This window comes from Pseudomonas laurylsulfativorans (assembly GCF_002906155.1).
Lineage (GTDB): Bacteria > Pseudomonadota > Gammaproteobacteria > Pseudomonadales > Pseudomonadaceae > Aquipseudomonas > Aquipseudomonas laurylsulfativorans.
The window spans coordinates 421,024-438,298 of sequence record NZ_MUJK01000004.1 but is presented as its reverse complement, the minus strand read 5'-3'; the positions used below and the strand labels follow the sequence as shown (position 1 = coordinate 438,298).

The window sequence follows — 17,275 nt, the reverse complement described above, 5'->3', positions numbered from 1 at the left end:
GATGCTCTTGGAGACTAGCCAAAACGACGTACATACGTCGTTAAAACCATGAAAAGGACTTCATATGTGCACGTTGACACACTTTGCCTATCCCCTGGAGCCTGACACAGAAACGCCAGCGTTCCTGCCCGCGATACGGTTCCGCCACCATGAACTACTGCAGGATGCTCCGTATCGCCCGCGATTTCAGGTGGTGATGGCGGGGAATGCCTTCTTTCATATCAAGGATATTTCTACAGGCTGCGTCAGAGGTTTCCGAGCCAGTCATAACGAAGCCTGTGCCCTTGCCCGGTTTCTTGAATCACACGCTTGACATGCCCCACCACGCTCATTGCCATCGACGTTTCGTCTGCCCGTTGACTTATCTCAGCCGTCGACGGGCAACTACTGCCATACTGCCTGCCCAACAAAACGGATCCGCAAAAATTCGGGTTGCGTTGACAACAATAATGCTTTGCCAGGGGAAGTCTGCAACGTGACGGAATTTGATATCGGCGAGTTTTTTATCCGGGGCGAAGCCAGAGAAGTCGAGGGTGAATTCCAGGCCGTGATTGTCATGCGCGCCAAACCACCGCTCAAGACCGTGACGTATCACCAGGTCGAAAAGGATCGCTGGTTCAAAACCCCGGATGTCGCCGCCATTGCGGCCCAGGAATCAGCCAGGGACCTCAAGGCGGCGGTCGATGCGGGTGCATTGAAAGCCTGATTGTCGGTTTGGCGGTCTATGCTCATCGTTGCGCTTGAACATCGCGTTCGAACTTCGCCCGTGCGGCGCCCTCGAATCCAGGGTACCGCGCTTCGCCCTCGACCCGACCGAGACCTGCAAGGAGATGAAGATGGAATCACCGACACACGACTTGAAAGGCCTGTTCGACCAGCTCGGCCTGGACTCCAGCCAGAAAGCGATCGACGACTTCATTGCCAGCCATTCCCTGCCCGATGACAAAAAACTCATCGACGCCGAGTTCTGGTCACCGCAACAGGCCGGCTTCCTCAAGGAACAATTACGCGAAGACGCAGACTGGGCGCGAGTGGTGGACGACCTGAACCTGCGTATGCACCAGACACACTGACAACCTCAATGCAGGCTGTCAGGCCTTTCGGCGTTCAATTGCGCCAACCAGGCAGCCCTGCACTCTTGCGCCTCTTCGCGACTGGAGAACGCCGTACCCCGGCGCTCGCCATTTAGCAACACCACCCAGCAGACCTTGCGTCCCATGGAGCGCAGATTGGCAGGTACCCCGCTGCCGATCATGACCGCGATATCAACTTTGCTTTGCACGCCGACCTCTCGAACTTCATTAGCAGCCTAATTAATAGATATGCTAATTAGTTTTCCGGCGAGGAAACAGCAAAACCCTGCACAGGTTCATTGCAGGAGTCGCAACAATCGTCTGCCGGCCCGGGGCTCTAGCGCGGCTTTTGCGGCTTGTAGCCCAGGCGCAAACCGCCCCAATGCCGGCCCTTGAGCATGATCGGCACCGAGAGATCGTGCATCAACTCGCCGGTGTCGCGGGTATAGGTTTGCAGCAACACGGCCTTCTGATGGCTGCCACAACGGATCCCGGTGCGGTCAGCGAACTTGCGTTTGGTCCGGTTCTGCAAAGCATCGATTTGCGCGTCCCCGGTCAGCGGGTGGCTGAACGCGTTGTTATGGGTCGGCACATAACCCTGCTGGGTGCAGGCGATGGCGAACACCAATCCTTCGTGACGCGGCAACAACGGTTCCTGGATCGTGGGCAGAACCTGATCGGTGTAGCGGTCGAAACGCGTCTGGTACTTGGCCGGACTGGTGTTGGCAATAGTCTGGTAGTTGCGGTCGAACAGATCGTCGAGACTGACTCGACCGGCATCGATATCCGCCTCGAAACGCGCGGCGATCTGACTCGCACCTTCCCGGGCCAGGTCATAGATCCGCTGGTGATAGTCATCCAGCCCCACCTCGGCAAGACGCTCGCTGATGGTTTCGGCCTGCCCTTCCATTTGCACCGCCGCCTGGGCCAGACGTTGTGTCTGCTGGTCGCTGACCGCCAGATCGCTGCGCATCTGTTCAATGGCGTGAAACAGGCTGCCCAGTTGCTCACGGTTGGTGTCTGCGCCCTGGGCAATTTCCCCGACCTGGGACTCGACACTGGCGGCCAGACGGGCAATGTTCTCCAGGTGCTGCCCCGTCCGCTCGACCTGTTCGACGCCGGTGTCGAGGTCACTGGACAGTTGGCGGATCTGCTCCACCACCTGCGCCGTGCGTTGCCGGATATCGGCCACCATCTCGCCCACTTCCCCCGTCGCGGTCGCCGTGCGTGCGGCGAGCCCGCGAACTTCGTCGGCCACCACTGCAAACCCGCGACCGTGCTCCCCCGCCCGCGCCGCTTCAATGGCTGCGTTCAACGCCAACAGGTTGGTCTGGCTGGCAATGGACTGAATCACCAGGGTCACGCGCTGGATATCATCGCTGCGCACGCTCAAGGCTTCGATCAGTTCACGGCTGTTACTGGCGCGCCGGCTGAGCTGATGCATGCGCGCGATGGACTCGATCAGCTCCGTACGCCCGACCGCGCCACTTTGATGAGCCTCACTGGCGGCACTGAGCGCCTGGCGGCTGAGCGTCGAGGTGGCCTGCTCGGTGGTGATCATCACCTCGGCATTGCTGACGATCTGTGCCGCCGCCGTGAGCTGTGATTGCAGTTTGTCCGCCACTTGCCGAACCGAAAACGCCACGCCAGCGGCCGACAGCGCATTATGGCTGGTGGTGTAGGAAAGATCGCGAGTCAACGCGCCGATGGCATCGGGGTTGTCGGGGCAAGCAGCCTGCAGGGTCGCGCGCGAACGCAGACGAGGCAGCCAGATAATCAATACGGCCAGGGGCAGGCCAAGGTAGAGCGACCATTCGCCCAGCGTCATGCCACTTAGCAACAGCATCAGGGCGATGCTTTGCAGCGTCGGTGTCAGCCAGCGGTTTTTCGGCAACAGCACTGCAGCAGGCACTGCCGCAACCAGAGACCCGTCTCTCGTCATCATCGTCACCCCGGAAAACTTCTAATTGTTGTCTTCGCATTTAACGCCACCATAAAGCCATTATCCATGAGCCTTTAGTCGCGAACGTTGCAGCAGATCAATAGAAGAACCGGAGGGAAATCGAAGACGGCACAAAGCAAAGATCGCAGCCTGCGCCAGCGCCCTGCTTCAATTACGCAGGGGCTGGTGCAGGCTGCGATCTTTTCAGGGCAGCCCCTTTAAAACGGGTTGCCTCGCAGAATCAGGCCTGACGCTGGTGCTTGTCGATTTGCTCGTGACGCTCTTGAGCTTCGATGCAGTACTTGGTGGTCGGGCTGATCAGCAGGCGCTTGAGGCCAATCGGCTCGCCGCTGTCGTCGCACCAGCCGAAGCTGTCTTCCTTGATACGCTCAAGGGCTTGTTCCAACTGAGGCAGCATGCGCTGGTCGCGATCGATCGCGTTTACCAGCCAGGTGCGCTCTTCTTCGACCGAAGCCGCGTCTGCCGGATCGGCCGGGGTGTCCAGACTCTCGATGGCGATGCGGTTCTGTTCGATGCGCTCATGGGTTTCGACTTTCATGTTCTGCAACAGCTCGGAGAAAAAAGCATGTTGCTCGGCATTCATGTAGTCATCCGCCGGCATGGCCAGCAACTTGTCCTTTGTCATTGATATCTCTATAAAAAACGTGCATTAAGGCGAATAAGGGAGCGTTCCGGCAGACCTGGGCAGGCCATCGGAAAGGCGCCATTTGTTCCAAGCGCCACCCGGCACTCAATTTACGAGGGGCGGCAGTCTAAGGCCGACTTGAGGCCTCAGCAACTGAAAAGACAGCGAATTTGTCCGACAAAGCCCTGAAAATGCTCTACGGCAGGCTTTGAGGCGGTAATCGGAGTGCGTTTATAGCAAGAAATTCAATCGAGCGGCTGTATATAGATGACAAACGGCCTGCACCGCGCATTTTTCACTGTCATTTGCAGGGCTGCGAACCTCAGCTAAGGTTGTCCCTCACGAAATGGCCATATAAAGGAAAGGACCATGAAGCTGATCGGTATGCTGGACTCGCCCTATGTCAGGCGCGTCGCCATTTCTGCGAAATACCTGGGAATCGCCCTGGAACATCAATCGGTCTCGGTGTTCCGCCACTTCGAACAATTTCAGCAGATCAACCCGGTGGTCAAGGCGCCCACCCTGGTGCTGGATGACGGTGAAGTGTTGATGGATTCGACACTGATCATCGATTACCTGGAATCCCTGGCCGATAACAGCCTGATGCCTGTCGAACCGAGCCAGCGCCTACGCGCGTTGCGCCTGGTTGGCCTGGCCTTGGCCGCCAGCGAAAAATCCGTGCAGCTTTATTACGAGCGCAACCTGCGGCCGGCGGAGATTCAATTCGAGCCTTGGGTGCAGCGGGTCGAAGGACAGTTGGTGGCGGCCTATTCGGCGCTGGAGCGGGAGCTGGAAAAACAGCCGCTGAAGACTGACGGTGCGATCGAGCAGGACGGCATCACGTTGGCGGTGGCCTGGAGCTTCACCAATCTGGTGGTGCCGGACCAGGTGAGTGCGGCACAGTTTCCGCGAATCGCCGCATTTACTGCGTATGCCGAAGGGCTTGAGGTGTTTGTCAGCACGCCGATTGACTGAGTGATTTTTTTCACCTGATTAGCCATCTTCGCGGGCAAGCCCGCTCCCACAGTCGATTGCGTCCTTCTGTGGGAGCGGGCTTGCCCGCGAAGCTTTTAAAGCGTCCAGTCAATTCAATGCACAAACAACGCAATCAAAATAATGATCGGGATTGGCACGCCGAGAAAGAACAGCAGTAATGAACGCATGATGATTCTCCTGGGTTAGCGAACAGGAATCGTGGTGACGTAAGCGCCGGTTTCCAGATACACCACCGCATCCCGACGGCGACCGCCGAAGGTCGCGGCAAGGCTGGCGAAAAACGCACCGGCCAACAGTGCAACGAACATCCACAGCGTGGTCCACGCCGCCACTTTGGCGGCTATGTCGGCAGCCTCTTGTGCGCCTTGTTTGGCATCGGCCACGGTTTTTTGGGTGCGGGCATACACCTCATCGACACGACGTTCGGCGTCGGCCTGAGTCAGGTTGGTCCGCTGCGCGACCAGTTGCGCCAGATAAGTCCGGTCTTCGCTGGCCAGTCCATCCATGCTCAGGGAACGTACAAAGATCCGGGTGACGGCACCCCGGGCCGCATCATCGCTGACAGCACCCGGACGATCATCACGGAACAGGCTGTCAACGAAGTAACCGTATTGATCGCTATTGGTATTGCCCGCCGAAGTGCCCACGGCTTGCGTCGCGGCACTCGCCGCTCCACCGACCATGTTCGCCCCGGCCTGCACGCCTCCGCCCACCAGGCTGCTGACCGAGCCGGCGACCAGCGTGGCCGTCACCAGCGTCGCCACGCACCAGGCCAGAAAACCATGGGCCGTGTCGCGAAAGTAAACTTCATCGCCATGCATGTACGCCCACTTCACCCGCAGCCGCCCGGCGATGTAACCGCCAAGTCCGGAAGCGATGATCTGAGTAAAGGCCAGCCAGACAATGGTCGAGATCCCCAGGCCTTTGGCGCTCACGCCTTCATTGGCCCAGGGCGATACCGCAGAAAAACCCAGGCCGAAACCGAGCAACACCAGGATCAGCGACAACGCCGCCGCCGCAGCGGCACCCGCGAAAATCGCTCCCCAGGACACGCCGGACAGCGTGGTGGACTCGTCCATGGCAGGATAGAAACCATCAGAGGATCTATTCATTGTTTTATCGCTCCAGGCAGAAAGATGGTGTTACAACTCTTCAAGGAAGGAATTGCAGTCACCGTGCCAGTCGCGCACTTTGAATAAATCGTTCTGTTTCAATCACTTGGAAAGTTTGAACTTCTCTGCCCCATGCAAACTGCAACGATCAGGTTGCTTCGACGGGTTTTATGCATGGGTCATTTGCGCTTATAGCTTTTATTGCCACTTGGGGTCAGGCAGTAAACGCCCCCTCTGGGCCCGGTACAAAACGAACCGGTACCGCAGGAGCAACCCTGCGTGTCCTGGATAAACGCTTGTGGACGTGCCTGGGTCTGACCGCCGAACATGGCCGAGCAGCTTTTTTTCGAGCCGCTGATCGAGCCGTCGTTACACAGGAACAGGTCGCCGTCGCATCGATCGATTCCACCCTTCTTGCCGGAACAGGGTGTATTGCCAGCCCAGGCCGATGAACTGAAAACACTGAACAGCAACAGACAAATCGGCATCCAGCCACAGCGGATCGAGGTAAGCACAACGCAGCACCCTATCGAGGTTATGGCTCAATGATATCAATGTTGCGAGCAACGCCCCCGGCCAGATGAAAGTTAATTTATTAAGTCGCGGACAATTCTTGGCAAAATGCTTGCAACTTCGTATTGAACTGCTTATCAGGCCAGCCTTATGACCCGCATCTTGACCATCGAAGACGACGCCGTGACCGCCCGGGAAATTGTCGCCGAACTGAGTAACCACGGCCTCGACGTCGACTGGGTCGACAATGGCCGCGAAGGGCTGGAGCGTGCGGTCAGCGGCAACTATGACCTGATCACCCTCGACCGCATGTTGCCCGAGCTCGATGGCCTGGCGATTGTCACCACGCTGCGGACCATGGGCGTGGCCACGCCGATCCTGATGATCAGCGCACTGTCCGACGTCGATGAGCGCGTGCGTGGCTTGCGCGCCGGTGGCGACGACTACCTGACCAAACCCTTCGCCACCGATGAAATGGCCGCCCGGGTCGAAGTCCTGCTGCGCCGGCAGAACACCGTGACCGCCCAGGCCACCACGCTGCGGGTGGCGGACCTGGAGCTGAACCTGATCAGCCACGAAGCCAGCCGCGACGGTCAACTGCTGACGCTGTTGCCCACCGAGTACAAGCTGCTGGAATTCTTGATGCGCAATACCGGGCAAATCCTCTCGCGGATGATGATTTTCGAAGAGGTCTGGGGTTACCACTTCGACCCCGGCACCAATCTGATCGATGTCCACATCGGCCGTCTGCGCAAGAAGATCGACCCGCCTGGCAATGTCCCACTGATTCGGACCGTGCGAGGCTCGGGTTATGTCATTGCCGAACCCGTCTAAAGGCTGGCGCTCCTCCAGCAGCCGTTTGCTGGCGCTCTACAGTTCGCTGTTCGTGATCTGGAGCGGGATTCTCATGGGGGTCATGTACTACGAGGTTTCCGCTTACCTGGACAACCTGGCCAAGCACTCGCTGATGCAGCGCCAGCACCTGTTTTCGCGGTTTTCGGGCGAGCAACTGGTGGACGCCCTCGCCGTCAGCATGACCTTCGACATCCGCGGTATCGACGCCTACGGCCTGTTCGATGCCCAACATCGCTACCTCAGCGGTGCCCTGCGCTACATTCCGGACGGCTTGCCACTCGATGGCAAGATCCACATGCTGCGCGACTGCGATGCCTCCGGCGACGATGATGACCAGACGCTGCCCGCCGACAGTTGCGACGCCGTGGCAACCCGCACCCTCGACGGCCGCTGGCTGGTGCTGGTGCGCGACAACGGCTCGCTGTTCGCCGTGACCCGGATCATCCTTCATGCCCTGTTCTGGGGGGTGACCCTGACCATTATTCCGGGCATCGTCGGCTGGTACTTGCTGCGACGCCGGCCGTTGCGCCGTATTCGCGGGATTCAGGCCAGCGCCGAAGCCATCGTCGCGGGTGACCTGAGCCGGCGGTTGCCACTGTCCAATCGGCGTGACGAACTGGACATGCTCGCCGCCATCGTCAACGCCATGCTCGAACGCATCGAGCGCCTGATGAACGAGGTCAAGGGCGTGTGCGACAACATTGCCCATGACCTGCGTACGCCCCTGACCCGTCTGCGCGCCCAGCTTTACCGCATGCAGCAGCAAGCCGGCGAAGGTTCACCGCAGGCCATGCAACTGGACCTGGTACTGGCCGAGGCCGATACGCTGATGGCGCGTTTCCGTGGCTTGCTGCGGATTTCCGAACTGGAAGACCGCCAGCGCCGCTCCGGATTCGTGCAAGTGGACCCGGTGGCGTTGTTGCAAGAGCTGCATGAGTTCTATCTGCCCCTGGCCGAAGACGACGGGCTGGTGTTCCAACTGCACCTGCCCGCCTCATTGCCCCCCCTCAATGGCGACCGGGCACTGCTGTTCGAAGCCGTGGCGAACCTGCTGAGCAACTCGATCAAATTCACCCCGCCCGGCGGCGCGGTGATCTTGCGCGGGGTCAATGACAGCGGGCACACGCGAATCGAAGTACTCGACTCCGGCCCGGGTATTCCCGAGGCGGAACGCGAGGCGGTGTTCCAGCGTTTCTATCGCGCCGAGGCAGGCAATCAGAAAAGCGGCTTCGGGCTCGGGCTGTCCATCGTCGCGGCGATTGTCAGCCTGCACGGGTTTACGCTGGAAGTGGCCCACAGCGAACTGGGTGGCGCACGGCTGGTGCTTGATTGCCGGGAGAGTCTGATTCCGCAGGCCTGAAATTGAATCCCTGTAGGAGCGAGCCTGCTCGCGATGGACGTCAACGATAACGCGTGCAGTCTGATTCAACGCGTCGACCTTGCGTCCATCGCGAGCAGGCTCGCTCCTACAGAGGATTGGTGGTGATTTGCGCTGCGTGGATCAGGCCGGGTAATTGGCCCGCAGCGCCTCAAGCCCACCCTGATAGATGCCGGTAAACAACGCCTGCACTTCCTCATTGCTCACACCCACCGGTTCAAACCGCCCGGACCAGGTCACCCGCGCGCCCTCGCCTTGTGCTTCCACCTTGATCGTCGCCAGATAATCAGTCGCCGGAAACGGCGCCTGCAAAATCGAGTAGCTGTAGGTTTGGCCCGCGTTGTCGAACGCTTGCAGGCGCTCGACCACCACCGCGCCGTCCGCCGTTTGCAGGCTGCGCACGCGCCCGCCTTCGCTGAGCTCGCTCTTGGGAATGAACGGCAGCCAGTCCGGCAGCGAGTTGAAACCGCCAATCAATTGCCAGACCTGCTCGGCCGAAGCCGGGATGTCGATGGAGGCTGATGCAGTTGCCATGAAATATTCTCTCTAATCAATAAGGTTCAGATGGCCAGGCTGTCGACCACACCGCCGTCGACCCGCAAGGCAGCGCCGGTGGTGGCCGAGGATAACGGCGAAGCGATGTAGGCCACCAGATTGGCGACTTCCTCGACATCCGCCACGCGCTGGATGATCGACGTCGGCCGGGCCTTGCGCACGAACGCATCGGCTTCGTCCCGGGCGCTGCGCCCGGATTCGGCCGTGGCGTCCTTGAGCATCTCTTCCAGGCCATCGGTAAAGGTCGGGCCGGGCAGGATTGCGTTGACCGTCACGCCGGTGCCGGCCAGGCGTTTGGCCAGGCCATGGGACACGGCCAGGTTGGCGCTTTTGGTCACGCCGTAGTTGATCATGTCCGCCGGCGTCGCCACGCCGGATTCCGAAGACAGGAAGATCACCCGCCCCCAGCCCTGCTTGATCATGTCCGGCGTGTAATGCCGTGACAGGCGTACGCCGGAGATCACGTTGACCTCGTAGAAGCGTGCCCACTCACTGTCCGGGGCGTCGTAGAAATCCACCGTGTTGAAGATCCCGAGGTTGTTCACCAGGATGTCCGCCCGAGGTTCGGCGGCGAACAATTTTTCGGCGCCTTCGGCGGTGCCGAGGTCGGCGGTCACGCCACGCAATTGCGCGGCGGGAACCCGTTGACGAATGCTCGCCAGCGCCTGCTCGACCTTGGCCGTGTCGCGGCCGATCACCACCACCGTGGCGCCCGCCTCGGCCAGCGCCTGGCTGATGCCCAGGCCAATGCCGGCGGTGCTGCCGCTGACGATTGCCAGTTTTCCACTCAAATCAATCTTCATGCTCAAGCTCCAATGAGGGGCAAGGGTGCGCGCTCGGAAACCAGCTTCGCCTCACGCATCGCATGCCAGAATGCGGTGGGAATCACCGCCGACAACGCAGCCACGTCTTCGGCAATCCGCTGCGGGCGGCTGGAACCCGGAATCACCGCCGCCACCGCCGGGTTAGCCAACGAGAATTGCAACGCCGCTGCCTTGATATCGACACCGTGGGCCGCGGCGATGCGTTTGATTTGCTCGACCTTGCTGATGATCGCCGGGCTGGCCTTCTGGTATTCGAAGTGTGCGCCACCGGCCAGAATGCCCGAGCTGTAAGGTCCGCCGACCACGATCTCGACGTTCTGCGCCAGGGCGGCGTCCATCAATCGCTGCAAGGCGCGATCATGATCGAGAAGAGTGTAGCGACCCGCCAGCAGAAAACCGTCCGGCTGCGCTTCGCTCAGATCAAGGGTCAACTCGCATGGCTCAACCTTGTTCACGCCCAAGCCCCAGCCCTTGATCACGCCCTCTTCACGCAGGCGGGTCAGCACTTTGAAGGCACCGGTACGGGCCTGGTTGAAGTACTCCAGCCACTGATCGCCGTAGAAATCCTGGGCGATGTCGTGCACCCAGACGATGTCGAGGCGATCGGTTTGCAGGCGTTTGAGGCTGTCCTCGATCGAACGCAGGGTCGCGTCGGCGCTGTAGTCATTGACGATCTTGTTCGGCAGGCCGTGTTCGAATACCCCGCTCTTCTCGCCCAGGTCACGGGCAGCGGCGTCTTCGACTTCATCGAGAATCACCCGGCCGACCTTGCTGCTGAGCACATAGTCGTCACGGTTGTAGCGTGAGAGCGCGGCGCCAAGACGAATCTCCGACAGACCCGAACCGTAGAACGGCGCGGTATCGAAGTAGCGCACACCGGCGTCCCAGGCGGCGTGGACAGTCGCCTGCGCTTCTTCTTCCGCAATGGCACGGAACATGTTGCCCAGCGGCGCGGTACCGAAACCCAGTGCACCGGGCAGTTTGTCTTTCAAGCTCATGGATGAATCCTCTCGATTATCAGGTAACCCTGTAGGAGCCGGCTTGCTGGCGATTGCGCCGGAACAGTCGACACAGGTGTCGCCTGAAGAACCGCTATCGCCGGCAAGCCGGCTCCTACAGGGGTCAGCGCTTTGCAGTGACCGTTGAGCAAATCCTAGATTGCGAGGATCGGACCGTCCAAGACATAATCTGCAGCACTTGAGTCCCTTAAGGTCTGACATGATCGACATCCGCCAATTGCGCTACTTCGTCGCCGTCGCCGAGGAAGAACACGTCGGACGCGCCGCCGAACGCCTGCACATTTCCCAGTCGCCCCTGAGCCGACAGATCGCCCAGCTCGAAGAACGCCTGGGCCTGACCCTGTTCGAGCGCAGCCAGCAACGCATCCGCCTGACCCGCGACGGCCAGACCTTCCTCGCCGAAACCCGCGCCCTGCTGACCCACGCCAGTCGCCTGGAATCCCTCGGCAAGCGTTTGGGGCGCGGCGAAGAAGGCGGCTTGTGCATCGGCTACATCGAAAACGCCATGCACGCCGGCGTGTTGCCCAATGCCTTGCGCGTGTTGCGGGTCAACCGGCCGAACGTGCATGTGGCGCTGTACAACCAGAGCTCCGCCGAACAACTCGAAGGCTTGCGCCAGCGTAGTCTCGATATCGCACTGGTCAGCGAACCGCCGACGGACGACGACCCAGACCTGCTGGGTTTCCAGGTGCTGGACGACCCGATGCTGCTGGTCCTGCCCGAGCACCATCCCCTGGCACAGAAGAGCGTGCTGACCCCGGAAGATCTCGCCAATCAAGAGTGGATTGGTGTGCAACACCAGAATGTCACCAGCCGGGAAAACTTCGTCAGCGCCTGTATCCGCGCAGGCTTCACCCCGGATATCCGCATGGAAGCCACCGGCCCCTTCACGGCAATGGCCCTGGTGGCCTCGGGACTGGGCATCGCCATGATCCAGAAAGGCTTGAGCCGCAACGCACCGCCAGGCGTGGTACTGCGGGAAGTGCCATGGATTCCCCTCACCCGACCGCTGTGGGCGGCGTGGCACCGGATCAACTTGCGGCCGCTGGTAGAAACCTTCCGCAAGATGTTGACCGAACCTGACACCTGTGGGGGCGAGCCTGCTCGCGAAGGGGCCAGCACAGACAGCATTAGCATTGACTGACCCACAGCTATTGCGAGCAGGCTCGCTCCTACAGGGTTTGGTGCTTTACTGAAAACACGGCGATGATCGTCCCGGCCCGTTGACCCTGGACGAGTTCTGCGAACGCCCTCACGCGCTGGTGTCGTTTTCCGGGGATTTGAGCGGGGCCATCGACAATGACCTGGCGCGGATCGGCCGTTCGCGCCGGGTGGTGCTGGCGGGCACCGACATACTCGCCACGGTGCCCGATTATGCGGCGAGTGCGTTGATCGACGGCAGCAGCCAATTACGGGCTGACGATGCGCCGTTCGAGATCAACCTGTCCGAACTGTCGATGGTCTGGAACGGGGTCAACGATAACGATCCGGCAGAACGCTGGTTGCGCTCGAAAATTGCACAGCACATGGCGGCGCCACTGTCGGGGCATTGATCGACTGCAGGACCACCGGTTCAGATTCGCGCAGGTACACCGGCATGTCGGTGACCGGTGGCATGGCCGGGATCTCGAAGTACATCTGCACCACCCAGCCACGGTGATAGCTGGCGTGGTTGACCACGTGCATCAGCATCGCGCCAGCGCTCATGACGCCGCTTTCGCCCGAGACAAAAGTGAACTCCACGGGCTTGTCCAGGGAGGCATCGGTTTGCCGGGCGCTCCAGTCGCAGTACCAGCGATCGATCTCTTTTTGCGCCATGCGCAGTTCGGACAGGTTGGCATGCAGCAGGTCGTGTGAAGTCTTGAAGCCATGCCCCCGGCCTTCAAGGTGCGCCCGCCAGATGCAATCGACCACATAGACGTGGTTGAGGGTGCCGATCATGTTTTTGAACACCGACACCCGTTCTTTTTTGACTTCGCCCGGAGGAAGTGCCGCAAGGCTATCAAACAGGCGCTGATTGGCCCAGCGTTTGTAATCGGCCAGCATACAGGCAGTGCGTACGGTGATCATCAGAGTTCTCCGATGGCAGTAAGCGCACTCCCTAGCATAGACCCGATGGCCGCAAAGCAGCGCCAGCACTGATCATCGGTCGTTCAGGCGTTTCACCACGTGCTCGGCGAGCGCCAGGCAACTGGTCAGCCCCGGTGATTCGATGCCGAACAGATTCACCAGTCCCGGCACGCCATGTTCGGCGCATCCGCTGATGAGAAAGTCGGCGGCCGGTTCCGTCGGCCCGGTGATTTTCGGGCGGATACCGCTGTAGGCCGGTTGCAGGCTGTTGTCCGGCAAATCCGGCCAATAACGGCGGATCGCCTGATAGAACCCCTCGGCCCGACGGGGTTCGACGCGGTAATCAATGTGCTCGACCCATTCGACATCCGGCCCGAAGCGCGCCTGCCCACCCAGGTCGAGCGTCATGTGCACGCCCAGTCCCGCGCTCTCCGGGGCCGGATACACCAAGTGGCGAAACGGCGCCCGGCCGCTGAAACTGAAATAACTGCCCTTGCACAAATGCGCCTCGGGAATGAATGACCCAGGCAGACCGATAATAGTGCGCGCCACTTTGGGAGAGGACAGCCCCGCACAGTTGATCAATTCGCGGCAGTGCAGGGTCATGGGTTGGCTGCCGCCCATGTGCAACTCGAAGCCCTGCTCCCTGCAACGGGCCGACAGCAACGGCGTGTGCAGGGCCAGCGTCGCGCCGAACCGCTCGGCATCGCCCTGAAGCGCCAGCATCAGGGCGTGGGAATCGACGATGCCGGTGGAGGGCGACCACAGCGCCGCGACGCAGGACAGCGCCGGTTCAAGCGCCCGGGCCTGTGCGCCATCCAGCCATTGCAGGTTATCGACACCATTGAGGCGCCCCTGCTCCAACAGACGCTGCAAAGCCGAGTGCTGCTGCTCATCAGTGGCCACGATCAGCTTGCCGACGCGCCGGTATTCAACGCCGTGCTCATCGCAAAACGCGTAGAGGCGCTGCTTGCCCTCCACGCACAACCGGGCCTTGAGACTGCCGCTCGGGTAATAGATGCCGGCGTGAATCACTTCCGAGTTTCGTGAGCTGACACCCGCGCCGATGCCCGCACCGGCCTCGACCACAAGCACTTCGCGTCCGCTCATGGCCAGGGTCCTGGCCACGGCCAGCCCGACGACACCCGCCCCGATCACCACGCTTTGAATATCGACGTTCAACGTCCCTGCCCTCTCACACCTGTCTGGCTGTCGATAGTCGATCAGGCTGGAGAAAATCACCAGCGGCAAGGCCATGTAGCCGCTCGTCGATTCGCAGAGTCGGCAGCATCAGGGAACTCTCGGTGGCCGTCGCGCATCCTAAACTATGTGGTACTTCCCTTATGCTTCATGCTGTCGGAGGACACCGTCATGCGCCGTCTGTTTATCATTTCTACGCTGGTACTTTGTTTGCCCGCAGGTTCGGCTCTGGCCAAAGTGGATGCGGGTGACGTCGCCACTTCCGCCGGGGTTTCCGCCTCGCTGTACTCGACGTTCAAAGACCACAAACTCATGATTCCCGCCCGGGATGACGCCTCCAGCTTCGTGGCCAGTGGCGGTGCGATTCGTGGTGCTTATCTGGAGGCGGTGTTGAAAAAAGTCCGTCAGGACAATCCTGCGCTCAATAACGCAAGCGACGAAGACCTGGCCCGCGCCATTCTCGTCCAGGAAGGCGTTGCCGCCGATCACTGAAGATCGTCATCGCGAGCGGTGGGGCTAGTGACACCGGGATAGCGTTTCCAGCCCTACTTGCCGTGCGTGCCAGTGGACATGCGTGCCCACCCGGCCACGAGCTGCGCGTTGATACTCACCCGGGTGCTTTGCGCGGTGGTGTGCGGCACCACGATGCAGGCCTTGAGGCCCAGGCATGCTGCGGCCATGGCCGTGACCAGGACAGACCACTTTGCGCTTGCCCTGCTGCGCCGCCCGGCTGCACAGCAACCCGATTGTCGCGTATTTTGAACGAGCCGCCAGGTTGCAGGTTTTCCAGTTTCAGCCAGATACGCCGGGTCGGGGTCGACAGGCCAGGATGCAGGATCAGAGGCGTGCGGATATGAAGCATAAGGGCTCCTGTTACACGCCACCGGCTCGTCGAGCGACCGCGAGCCGGTGGTGAACGGTCCTCTCTCCCAAGCTTAGTTCACCCGGCCCCGGGGCAATCGTCTCGGCGATAACGCTCGCTCAGCGCGGGAACCATCGGTATCTACACTTGAACATACCGGAATTTTTTTGGGAGGCACCATGAAAATCTCGGCCAAACTGGCGTTTTTCGCCGTCGTCAGCACCCTCGCCTACCTCGCCCTGGCGATTGGGGGGCTGGGTGGTTTCGCGGCCTATTTCAGCCACGGTTCACTGGTCGTCGTTGCCCTGGCCACCCTGATCATGGCCGTCGCGTCACTGTTCACCGAGGTCAACCTGAGTTCGGGGGAACGCGAAGACCGGGCCAATCGCTGGGTCATTCCGGCCTTCGGCGTGATCGGGCTACTGAGCGGATTCCTGCCGGCCTACACTGACCGCATCGATTTCTGGACCTTCGGTGGTGAAGGCGTGCGCTGGCTCGGGGCGCTGCTGTTCATCGTCGGCGGCGCGCTGCGATTGTGGCCGGTGTTTGTGCTGGGCAAGCGCTTCAGCGGGCTGGTGGCCATCCAGCCGGGGCATCGCCTGGTCACCGAAGGTATTTACCGCAACCTGCGCAACCCCAGTTATCTGGGGATGATGGTCATCGGCATTGGTTGGGCGCTGGCGTTTCGCTCGGGGGTCGGGCTGATATTGGTGGCGCTGACGCTGATCCCGCTGATCGCGCGCATTCACTCTGAAGAAGCCTTGCTCAAGGCGCAGTTCGGTAGTGAATACGAGGCCTATTGCGCCCGCAGCTGGAGGTTGATCCCAGGACTTTACTGACTGCATCCCTATCCCACATTAGATTTTGTGCACCCCCATGAGACCTGCGGCATCCACCAGAACCCGCACAGATTCATAACTCGCCAACGTCCCATGCCGCGTCTCAACAGGCTGCCCATGAGTCGCCGTGACAATCATCAAATCCGCCCCTGCCGCCTCGGCCGCCAGAATCCCCACCGTGGCATCTTCAAAAACCAGACACTGCTCAGGTTCGACACCCAGGCGCCGGGCCGCGAGTTGGTACCCCGCCGGATCGGGTTTGCCCGCCGTGACGTCCTCGGCCGTCACCATCACCTCGGGCTCGGGAATGCCCGCTGCCCCCATCCGCCGCAACGCCAGTTTCCGCGGGGCGGAAGTGACGATAGCCCACTGATTGACTGGCAATGACCGCAAGAATTTCGCCGCGCCCGCCACTTCGAATACCCCGTCGACATCCTCGATTTCCGCTTCGGTAATCCACGCGGCTTCAGCCTCGGCCTCCACCCCGGGCAAGCCCAGGCGCCGGATGGTGTCGATGGCGCGGGCACCGTGAATGGTCGGCAGAAAGGTCTCGACATCGACGCCATGGCGCACGGCCCAGGTTGTCCAGACCCGCTCGGCGGCGGCAATGGACGTCAGGACCGTACCGTCCATGTCGAACAGAAATGCACGGTAGGTCGAGTTGAATACAGAGTGATCGGACAAGGAAAATGGCCTCGCAGGTGCCGGACGGATTTGCCCGGCAATGTAGCATCTGCGCGCGCCTCAGTTGAGTCGTCTGGACTTGAATGTCTGCCCCACGCAATCGAGCAGCCCGCCAATCATCCAGGGTTTCCTGATGAATGAAACCACGTGCCGCACGCCTGCGCTTTCAGGGGTTTCGAAACCGGACATGATCATGATCGGCTTGTCCGGCCAGCGATCGCCGAACTGGTTGGCCAGGTCCGCGCCATTGAGCGCGCCGGGCATGGTGATGTCCGTCAACAGCATGCCCACCTCGGGTGCATGCTGTTCCAGATAGAGGATCGCCGCATCCGCACTGATCTTCGGCTCAACGACAAAACCTTCCTCTTGAAGAATCTCACAGAGAAACTCGAGGATCAGCGGGTCGTCCTCAACCACCAGAATCAATCCACCAGGAAGATCTCCATCCGCCGTCGGTATTCGACTCATGACCGTGCCACTCCCTGATTGCCTCAATGATTTCGCGGGGCTCTAATCCGCTACCTTAAAGGTATGAGCAGCGGGCTCGGCGGAAATTCATTTTAGATGTAGCCAGGTGATCGATCCGGGCTTTGTAGCATCCTTGAGGACGCTATCGCTGGCCAGCCAGCTGCTACAGGTTTTGTGAACAGCGAAAATCTCTGTAGGAGTTGGCTTGCCAGCGATGGCGTCATCCGAAACAACACTTG

At 60.6% G+C, this 17,275-nt stretch carries 21 protein-coding genes and 2 pseudogenes; 10 read left to right on the top strand and 13 right to left on the bottom strand.

Annotated features, from left to right (window positions below; all coding sequences use genetic code 11):
• The first annotated feature begins 64 nt into the window (after window positions 1–64).
• The 3 genes from B0D71_RS31855 (at window position 65) to B0D71_RS15925 (ending at window position 1,073) form a co-directional block, all read left to right on the top strand.
• Window positions 65–313 (top strand): hypothetical protein, encoded by a 249-nt coding sequence (locus tag B0D71_RS31855; RefSeq protein ID WP_103395611.1) that lies wholly within the window; start codon window positions 65–67, stop codon window positions 311–313.
• Window positions 314–475: 162 nt separating this feature from the next.
• Window positions 476–706 carry a hypothetical protein gene (locus B0D71_RS15930; protein WP_103395610.1) on the top strand — a complete coding sequence of 77 codons (231 nt, stop codon included), beginning with the start codon at window positions 476–478 and terminating at the stop codon, window positions 704–706.
• A 130-nt stretch (window positions 707–836) separates the two neighbouring features.
• The gene (locus tag B0D71_RS15925) at window positions 837–1,073 is read left to right on the top strand and encodes a DUF2789 domain-containing protein (RefSeq protein WP_103395758.1); all 237 of its coding nucleotides are present in this window, start codon (window positions 837–839) and stop codon (window positions 1,071–1,073) included.
• A 5-nt stretch (window positions 1,074–1,078) separates the two neighbouring features.
• On the opposite strand, the gene B0D71_RS15920 is transcribed toward B0D71_RS15925, so the two are convergent.
• From B0D71_RS15920 to B0D71_RS15910, 3 genes are all read right to left on the bottom strand, one after another.
• Window positions 1,079–1,282 carry a hypothetical protein gene (locus B0D71_RS15920; protein WP_103395609.1) on the bottom strand — a complete coding sequence of 68 codons (204 nt, stop codon included), beginning with the start codon at window positions 1,280–1,282 and terminating at the stop codon, window positions 1,079–1,081.
• A gap of 128 nt (window positions 1,283–1,410) precedes the next feature.
• On the bottom strand, window positions 1,411–2,634 hold the full coding sequence (locus tag B0D71_RS15915; protein ID WP_420825137.1) for a methyl-accepting chemotaxis protein: 1,224 nt from the start codon (window positions 2,632–2,634) through the stop codon (window positions 1,411–1,413).
• Window positions 2,635–3,256: 622 nt separating this feature from the next.
• Window positions 3,257–3,661, bottom strand: a complete 405-nt coding sequence (locus B0D71_RS15910; RefSeq protein ID WP_007935965.1) for a TraR/DksA family transcriptional regulator — start codon at window positions 3,659–3,661, stop codon at window positions 3,257–3,259.
• Window positions 3,662–4,030: 369 nt separating this feature from the next.
• On the opposite strand from B0D71_RS15910, the gene B0D71_RS15905 reads away from it, so the two are divergent.
• Entirely contained in the window at window positions 4,031–4,636 is a 606-nt protein-coding gene (locus tag B0D71_RS15905) for a glutathione S-transferase (protein WP_103395608.1), read from the top strand.
• A 203-nt stretch (window positions 4,637–4,839) separates the two neighbouring features.
• On the opposite strand, the gene B0D71_RS15900 is transcribed toward B0D71_RS15905, so the two are convergent.
• Window positions 4,840–5,769 (bottom strand): hypothetical protein, encoded by a 930-nt coding sequence (locus B0D71_RS15900; RefSeq protein WP_103395607.1) that lies wholly within the window; start codon window positions 5,767–5,769, stop codon window positions 4,840–4,842.
• Between the two features lie 179 nt (window positions 5,770–5,948).
• Window positions 5,949–6,257 carry a YdcA family protein gene (locus tag B0D71_RS31850; RefSeq protein ID WP_103395606.1) on the bottom strand — a complete coding sequence of 103 codons (309 nt, stop codon included), beginning with the start codon at window positions 6,255–6,257 and terminating at the stop codon, window positions 5,949–5,951.
• 175 nt (window positions 6,258–6,432) lie between these two features.
• Between B0D71_RS31850 and B0D71_RS15890 the strand changes: the two genes are divergently transcribed.
• Window positions 6,433–7,116: a response regulator transcription factor gene (locus tag B0D71_RS15890; RefSeq protein WP_103395605.1), complete on the top strand. Its 684-nt coding sequence runs from the start codon at window positions 6,433–6,435 to the stop codon at window positions 7,114–7,116.
• On the top strand, window positions 7,094–8,497 hold the full coding sequence (locus tag B0D71_RS15885) for a sensor histidine kinase (protein ID WP_103395604.1): 1,404 nt from the start codon (window positions 7,094–7,096) through the stop codon (window positions 8,495–8,497). Before B0D71_RS15890 ends, B0D71_RS15885 begins: the two co-directional genes overlap by 23 nt.
• Before the next feature lie 141 nt (window positions 8,498–8,638).
• Here the strand turns inward: B0D71_RS15885 and B0D71_RS15880 are convergent, their stop codons facing one another.
• Genes B0D71_RS15880 through B0D71_RS15870 form a run of 3 tightly spaced genes read right to left on the bottom strand, consistent with a single transcriptional unit; the run spans window position 8,639 to window position 10,892 of the window.
• Complete coding sequence (locus B0D71_RS15880; RefSeq protein ID WP_103395603.1) at window positions 8,639–9,049, bottom strand: SRPBCC family protein; 411 nt, start codon at window positions 9,047–9,049, stop codon at window positions 8,639–8,641.
• Window positions 9,050–9,075: 26 nt separating this feature from the next.
• A complete protein-coding gene (locus tag B0D71_RS15875) occupies window positions 9,076–9,873 on the bottom strand; it encodes an SDR family NAD(P)-dependent oxidoreductase (protein WP_103395602.1) in 798 nt (265 codons plus the stop codon).
• A gap of 2 nt (window positions 9,874–9,875) precedes the next feature.
• Entirely contained in the window at window positions 9,876–10,892 is a 1,017-nt protein-coding gene (locus B0D71_RS15870; protein WP_103395601.1) for an aldo/keto reductase, read from the bottom strand.
• Between the two features lie 220 nt (window positions 10,893–11,112).
• Here B0D71_RS15870 and B0D71_RS15865 point away from each other — a divergent pair, with 220 nt between their 5' ends.
• Both B0D71_RS15865 and B0D71_RS15860 read left to right on the top strand, forming a co-directional pair.
• On the top strand, window positions 11,113–12,057 hold the full coding sequence (locus B0D71_RS15865; RefSeq protein WP_103395600.1) for a LysR substrate-binding domain-containing protein: 945 nt from the start codon (window positions 11,113–11,115) through the stop codon (window positions 12,055–12,057).
• Between the two features lie 58 nt (window positions 12,058–12,115).
• Window positions 12,116–12,466: pseudogene (locus B0D71_RS15860) on the top strand (type 2 periplasmic-binding domain-containing protein); the annotation flags it as partial.
• Here B0D71_RS15860 and B0D71_RS15855 read toward each other — a convergent pair.
• Together B0D71_RS15855 and B0D71_RS15850 are read right to left on the bottom strand one after the other, a co-directional pair.
• Window positions 12,387–12,983: a DinB family protein gene (locus B0D71_RS15855; RefSeq protein WP_103395599.1), complete on the bottom strand. Its 597-nt coding sequence runs from the start codon at window positions 12,981–12,983 to the stop codon at window positions 12,387–12,389. The pseudogene B0D71_RS15860 and the gene B0D71_RS15855 overlap by 80 nt on opposite strands.
• A 72-nt stretch (window positions 12,984–13,055) precedes the next feature.
• Window positions 13,056–14,165, bottom strand: a complete 1,110-nt coding sequence (locus tag B0D71_RS15850) for an NAD(P)/FAD-dependent oxidoreductase (protein WP_103395756.1) — start codon at window positions 14,163–14,165, stop codon at window positions 13,056–13,058.
• Between the two features lie 189 nt (window positions 14,166–14,354).
• Between B0D71_RS15850 and B0D71_RS15845 the strand changes: the two genes are divergently transcribed.
• Window positions 14,355–14,675, top strand: coding sequence for a DUF2388 domain-containing protein (locus B0D71_RS15845; protein WP_103395598.1), 321 nt, complete (start codon window positions 14,355–14,357; stop codon window positions 14,673–14,675).
• A 110-nt stretch (window positions 14,676–14,785) separates the two neighbouring features.
• On the opposite strand, the pseudogene B0D71_RS15840 reads toward B0D71_RS15845, so the two are convergent.
• Window positions 14,786–15,045: pseudogene (locus B0D71_RS15840) on the bottom strand (pyridoxal-phosphate dependent enzyme); the annotation flags it as partial.
• A 179-nt stretch (window positions 15,046–15,224) separates the two neighbouring features.
• On the opposite strand from B0D71_RS15840, the gene B0D71_RS15835 reads away from it, so the two are divergent.
• On the top strand, window positions 15,225–15,884 hold the full coding sequence (locus B0D71_RS15835; protein WP_103395597.1) for a methyltransferase family protein: 660 nt from the start codon (window positions 15,225–15,227) through the stop codon (window positions 15,882–15,884).
• 18 nt (window positions 15,885–15,902) lie between these two features.
• On the opposite strand, the gene B0D71_RS15830 is transcribed toward B0D71_RS15835, so the two are convergent.
• Together B0D71_RS15830 and B0D71_RS15825 are read right to left on the bottom strand one after the other, a co-directional pair.
• Window positions 15,903–16,568: an HAD-IA family hydrolase gene (locus B0D71_RS15830; protein ID WP_103395596.1), complete on the bottom strand. Its 666-nt coding sequence runs from the start codon at window positions 16,566–16,568 to the stop codon at window positions 15,903–15,905.
• A gap of 60 nt (window positions 16,569–16,628) precedes the next feature.
• On the bottom strand, window positions 16,629–17,036 hold the full coding sequence (locus B0D71_RS15825; protein ID WP_103395595.1) for a response regulator: 408 nt from the start codon (window positions 17,034–17,036) through the stop codon (window positions 16,629–16,631).
• Between the last annotated feature and the right edge of the window lie 239 nt (window positions 17,037–17,275).

What these genes read in the sequence shown, in the direction of transcription:
- B0D71_RS15865 (WP_103395600.1), top strand. Translation starts at nt 11,113, where the DNA reads ATGATCGACATCCGCCAATTGCGCTACTTCGTCGCCGTCGCCGAGGAA.
- B0D71_RS15910 (WP_007935965.1), bottom strand. Translation starts at nt 3,661, where the DNA reads ATGACAAAGGACAAGTTGCTGGCCATGCCGGCGGATGACTACATGAAT.
- B0D71_RS15900 (WP_103395607.1), bottom strand. Translation starts at nt 5,769, where the DNA reads ATGAATAGATCCTCTGATGGTTTCTATCCTGCCATGGACGAGTCCACC.
- B0D71_RS15875 (WP_103395602.1), bottom strand. Translation starts at nt 9,873, where the DNA reads ATGAAGATTGATTTGAGTGGAAAACTGGCAATCGTCAGCGGCAGCACC.
- B0D71_RS15885 (WP_103395604.1), top strand. Translation starts at nt 7,094, where the DNA reads ATGTCATTGCCGAACCCGTCTAAAGGCTGGCGCTCCTCCAGCAGCCGT.
- B0D71_RS15845 (WP_103395598.1), top strand. Translation starts at nt 14,355, where the DNA reads ATGCGCCGTCTGTTTATCATTTCTACGCTGGTACTTTGTTTGCCCGCA.
- B0D71_RS15855 (WP_103395599.1), bottom strand. Translation starts at nt 12,983, where the DNA reads ATGATCACCGTACGCACTGCCTGTATGCTGGCCGATTACAAACGCTGG.
- B0D71_RS15890 (WP_103395605.1), top strand. Translation starts at nt 6,433, where the DNA reads ATGACCCGCATCTTGACCATCGAAGACGACGCCGTGACCGCCCGGGAA.
- B0D71_RS31855 (WP_103395611.1), top strand. Translation starts at nt 65, where the DNA reads ATGTGCACGTTGACACACTTTGCCTATCCCCTGGAGCCTGACACAGAA.
- B0D71_RS15905 (WP_103395608.1), top strand. Translation starts at nt 4,031, where the DNA reads ATGAAGCTGATCGGTATGCTGGACTCGCCCTATGTCAGGCGCGTCGCC.
- B0D71_RS15825 (WP_103395595.1), bottom strand. Translation starts at nt 17,036, where the DNA reads ATGAGTCGAATACCGACGGCGGATGGAGATCTTCCTGGTGGATTGATT.
- B0D71_RS31850 (WP_103395606.1), bottom strand. Translation starts at nt 6,257, where the DNA reads ATGCCGATTTGTCTGTTGCTGTTCAGTGTTTTCAGTTCATCGGCCTGG.
- B0D71_RS15870 (WP_103395601.1), bottom strand. Translation starts at nt 10,892, where the DNA reads ATGAGCTTGAAAGACAAACTGCCCGGTGCACTGGGTTTCGGTACCGCG.
- B0D71_RS15925 (WP_103395758.1), top strand. Translation starts at nt 837, where the DNA reads ATGGAATCACCGACACACGACTTGAAAGGCCTGTTCGACCAGCTCGGC.
- B0D71_RS15915 (WP_420825137.1), bottom strand. Translation starts at nt 2,634, where the DNA reads ATGATCACCACCGAGCAGGCCACCTCGACGCTCAGCCGCCAGGCGCTC.
- B0D71_RS15835 (WP_103395597.1), top strand. Translation starts at nt 15,225, where the DNA reads ATGAAAATCTCGGCCAAACTGGCGTTTTTCGCCGTCGTCAGCACCCTC.
- B0D71_RS15880 (WP_103395603.1), bottom strand. Translation starts at nt 9,049, where the DNA reads ATGGCAACTGCATCAGCCTCCATCGACATCCCGGCTTCGGCCGAGCAG.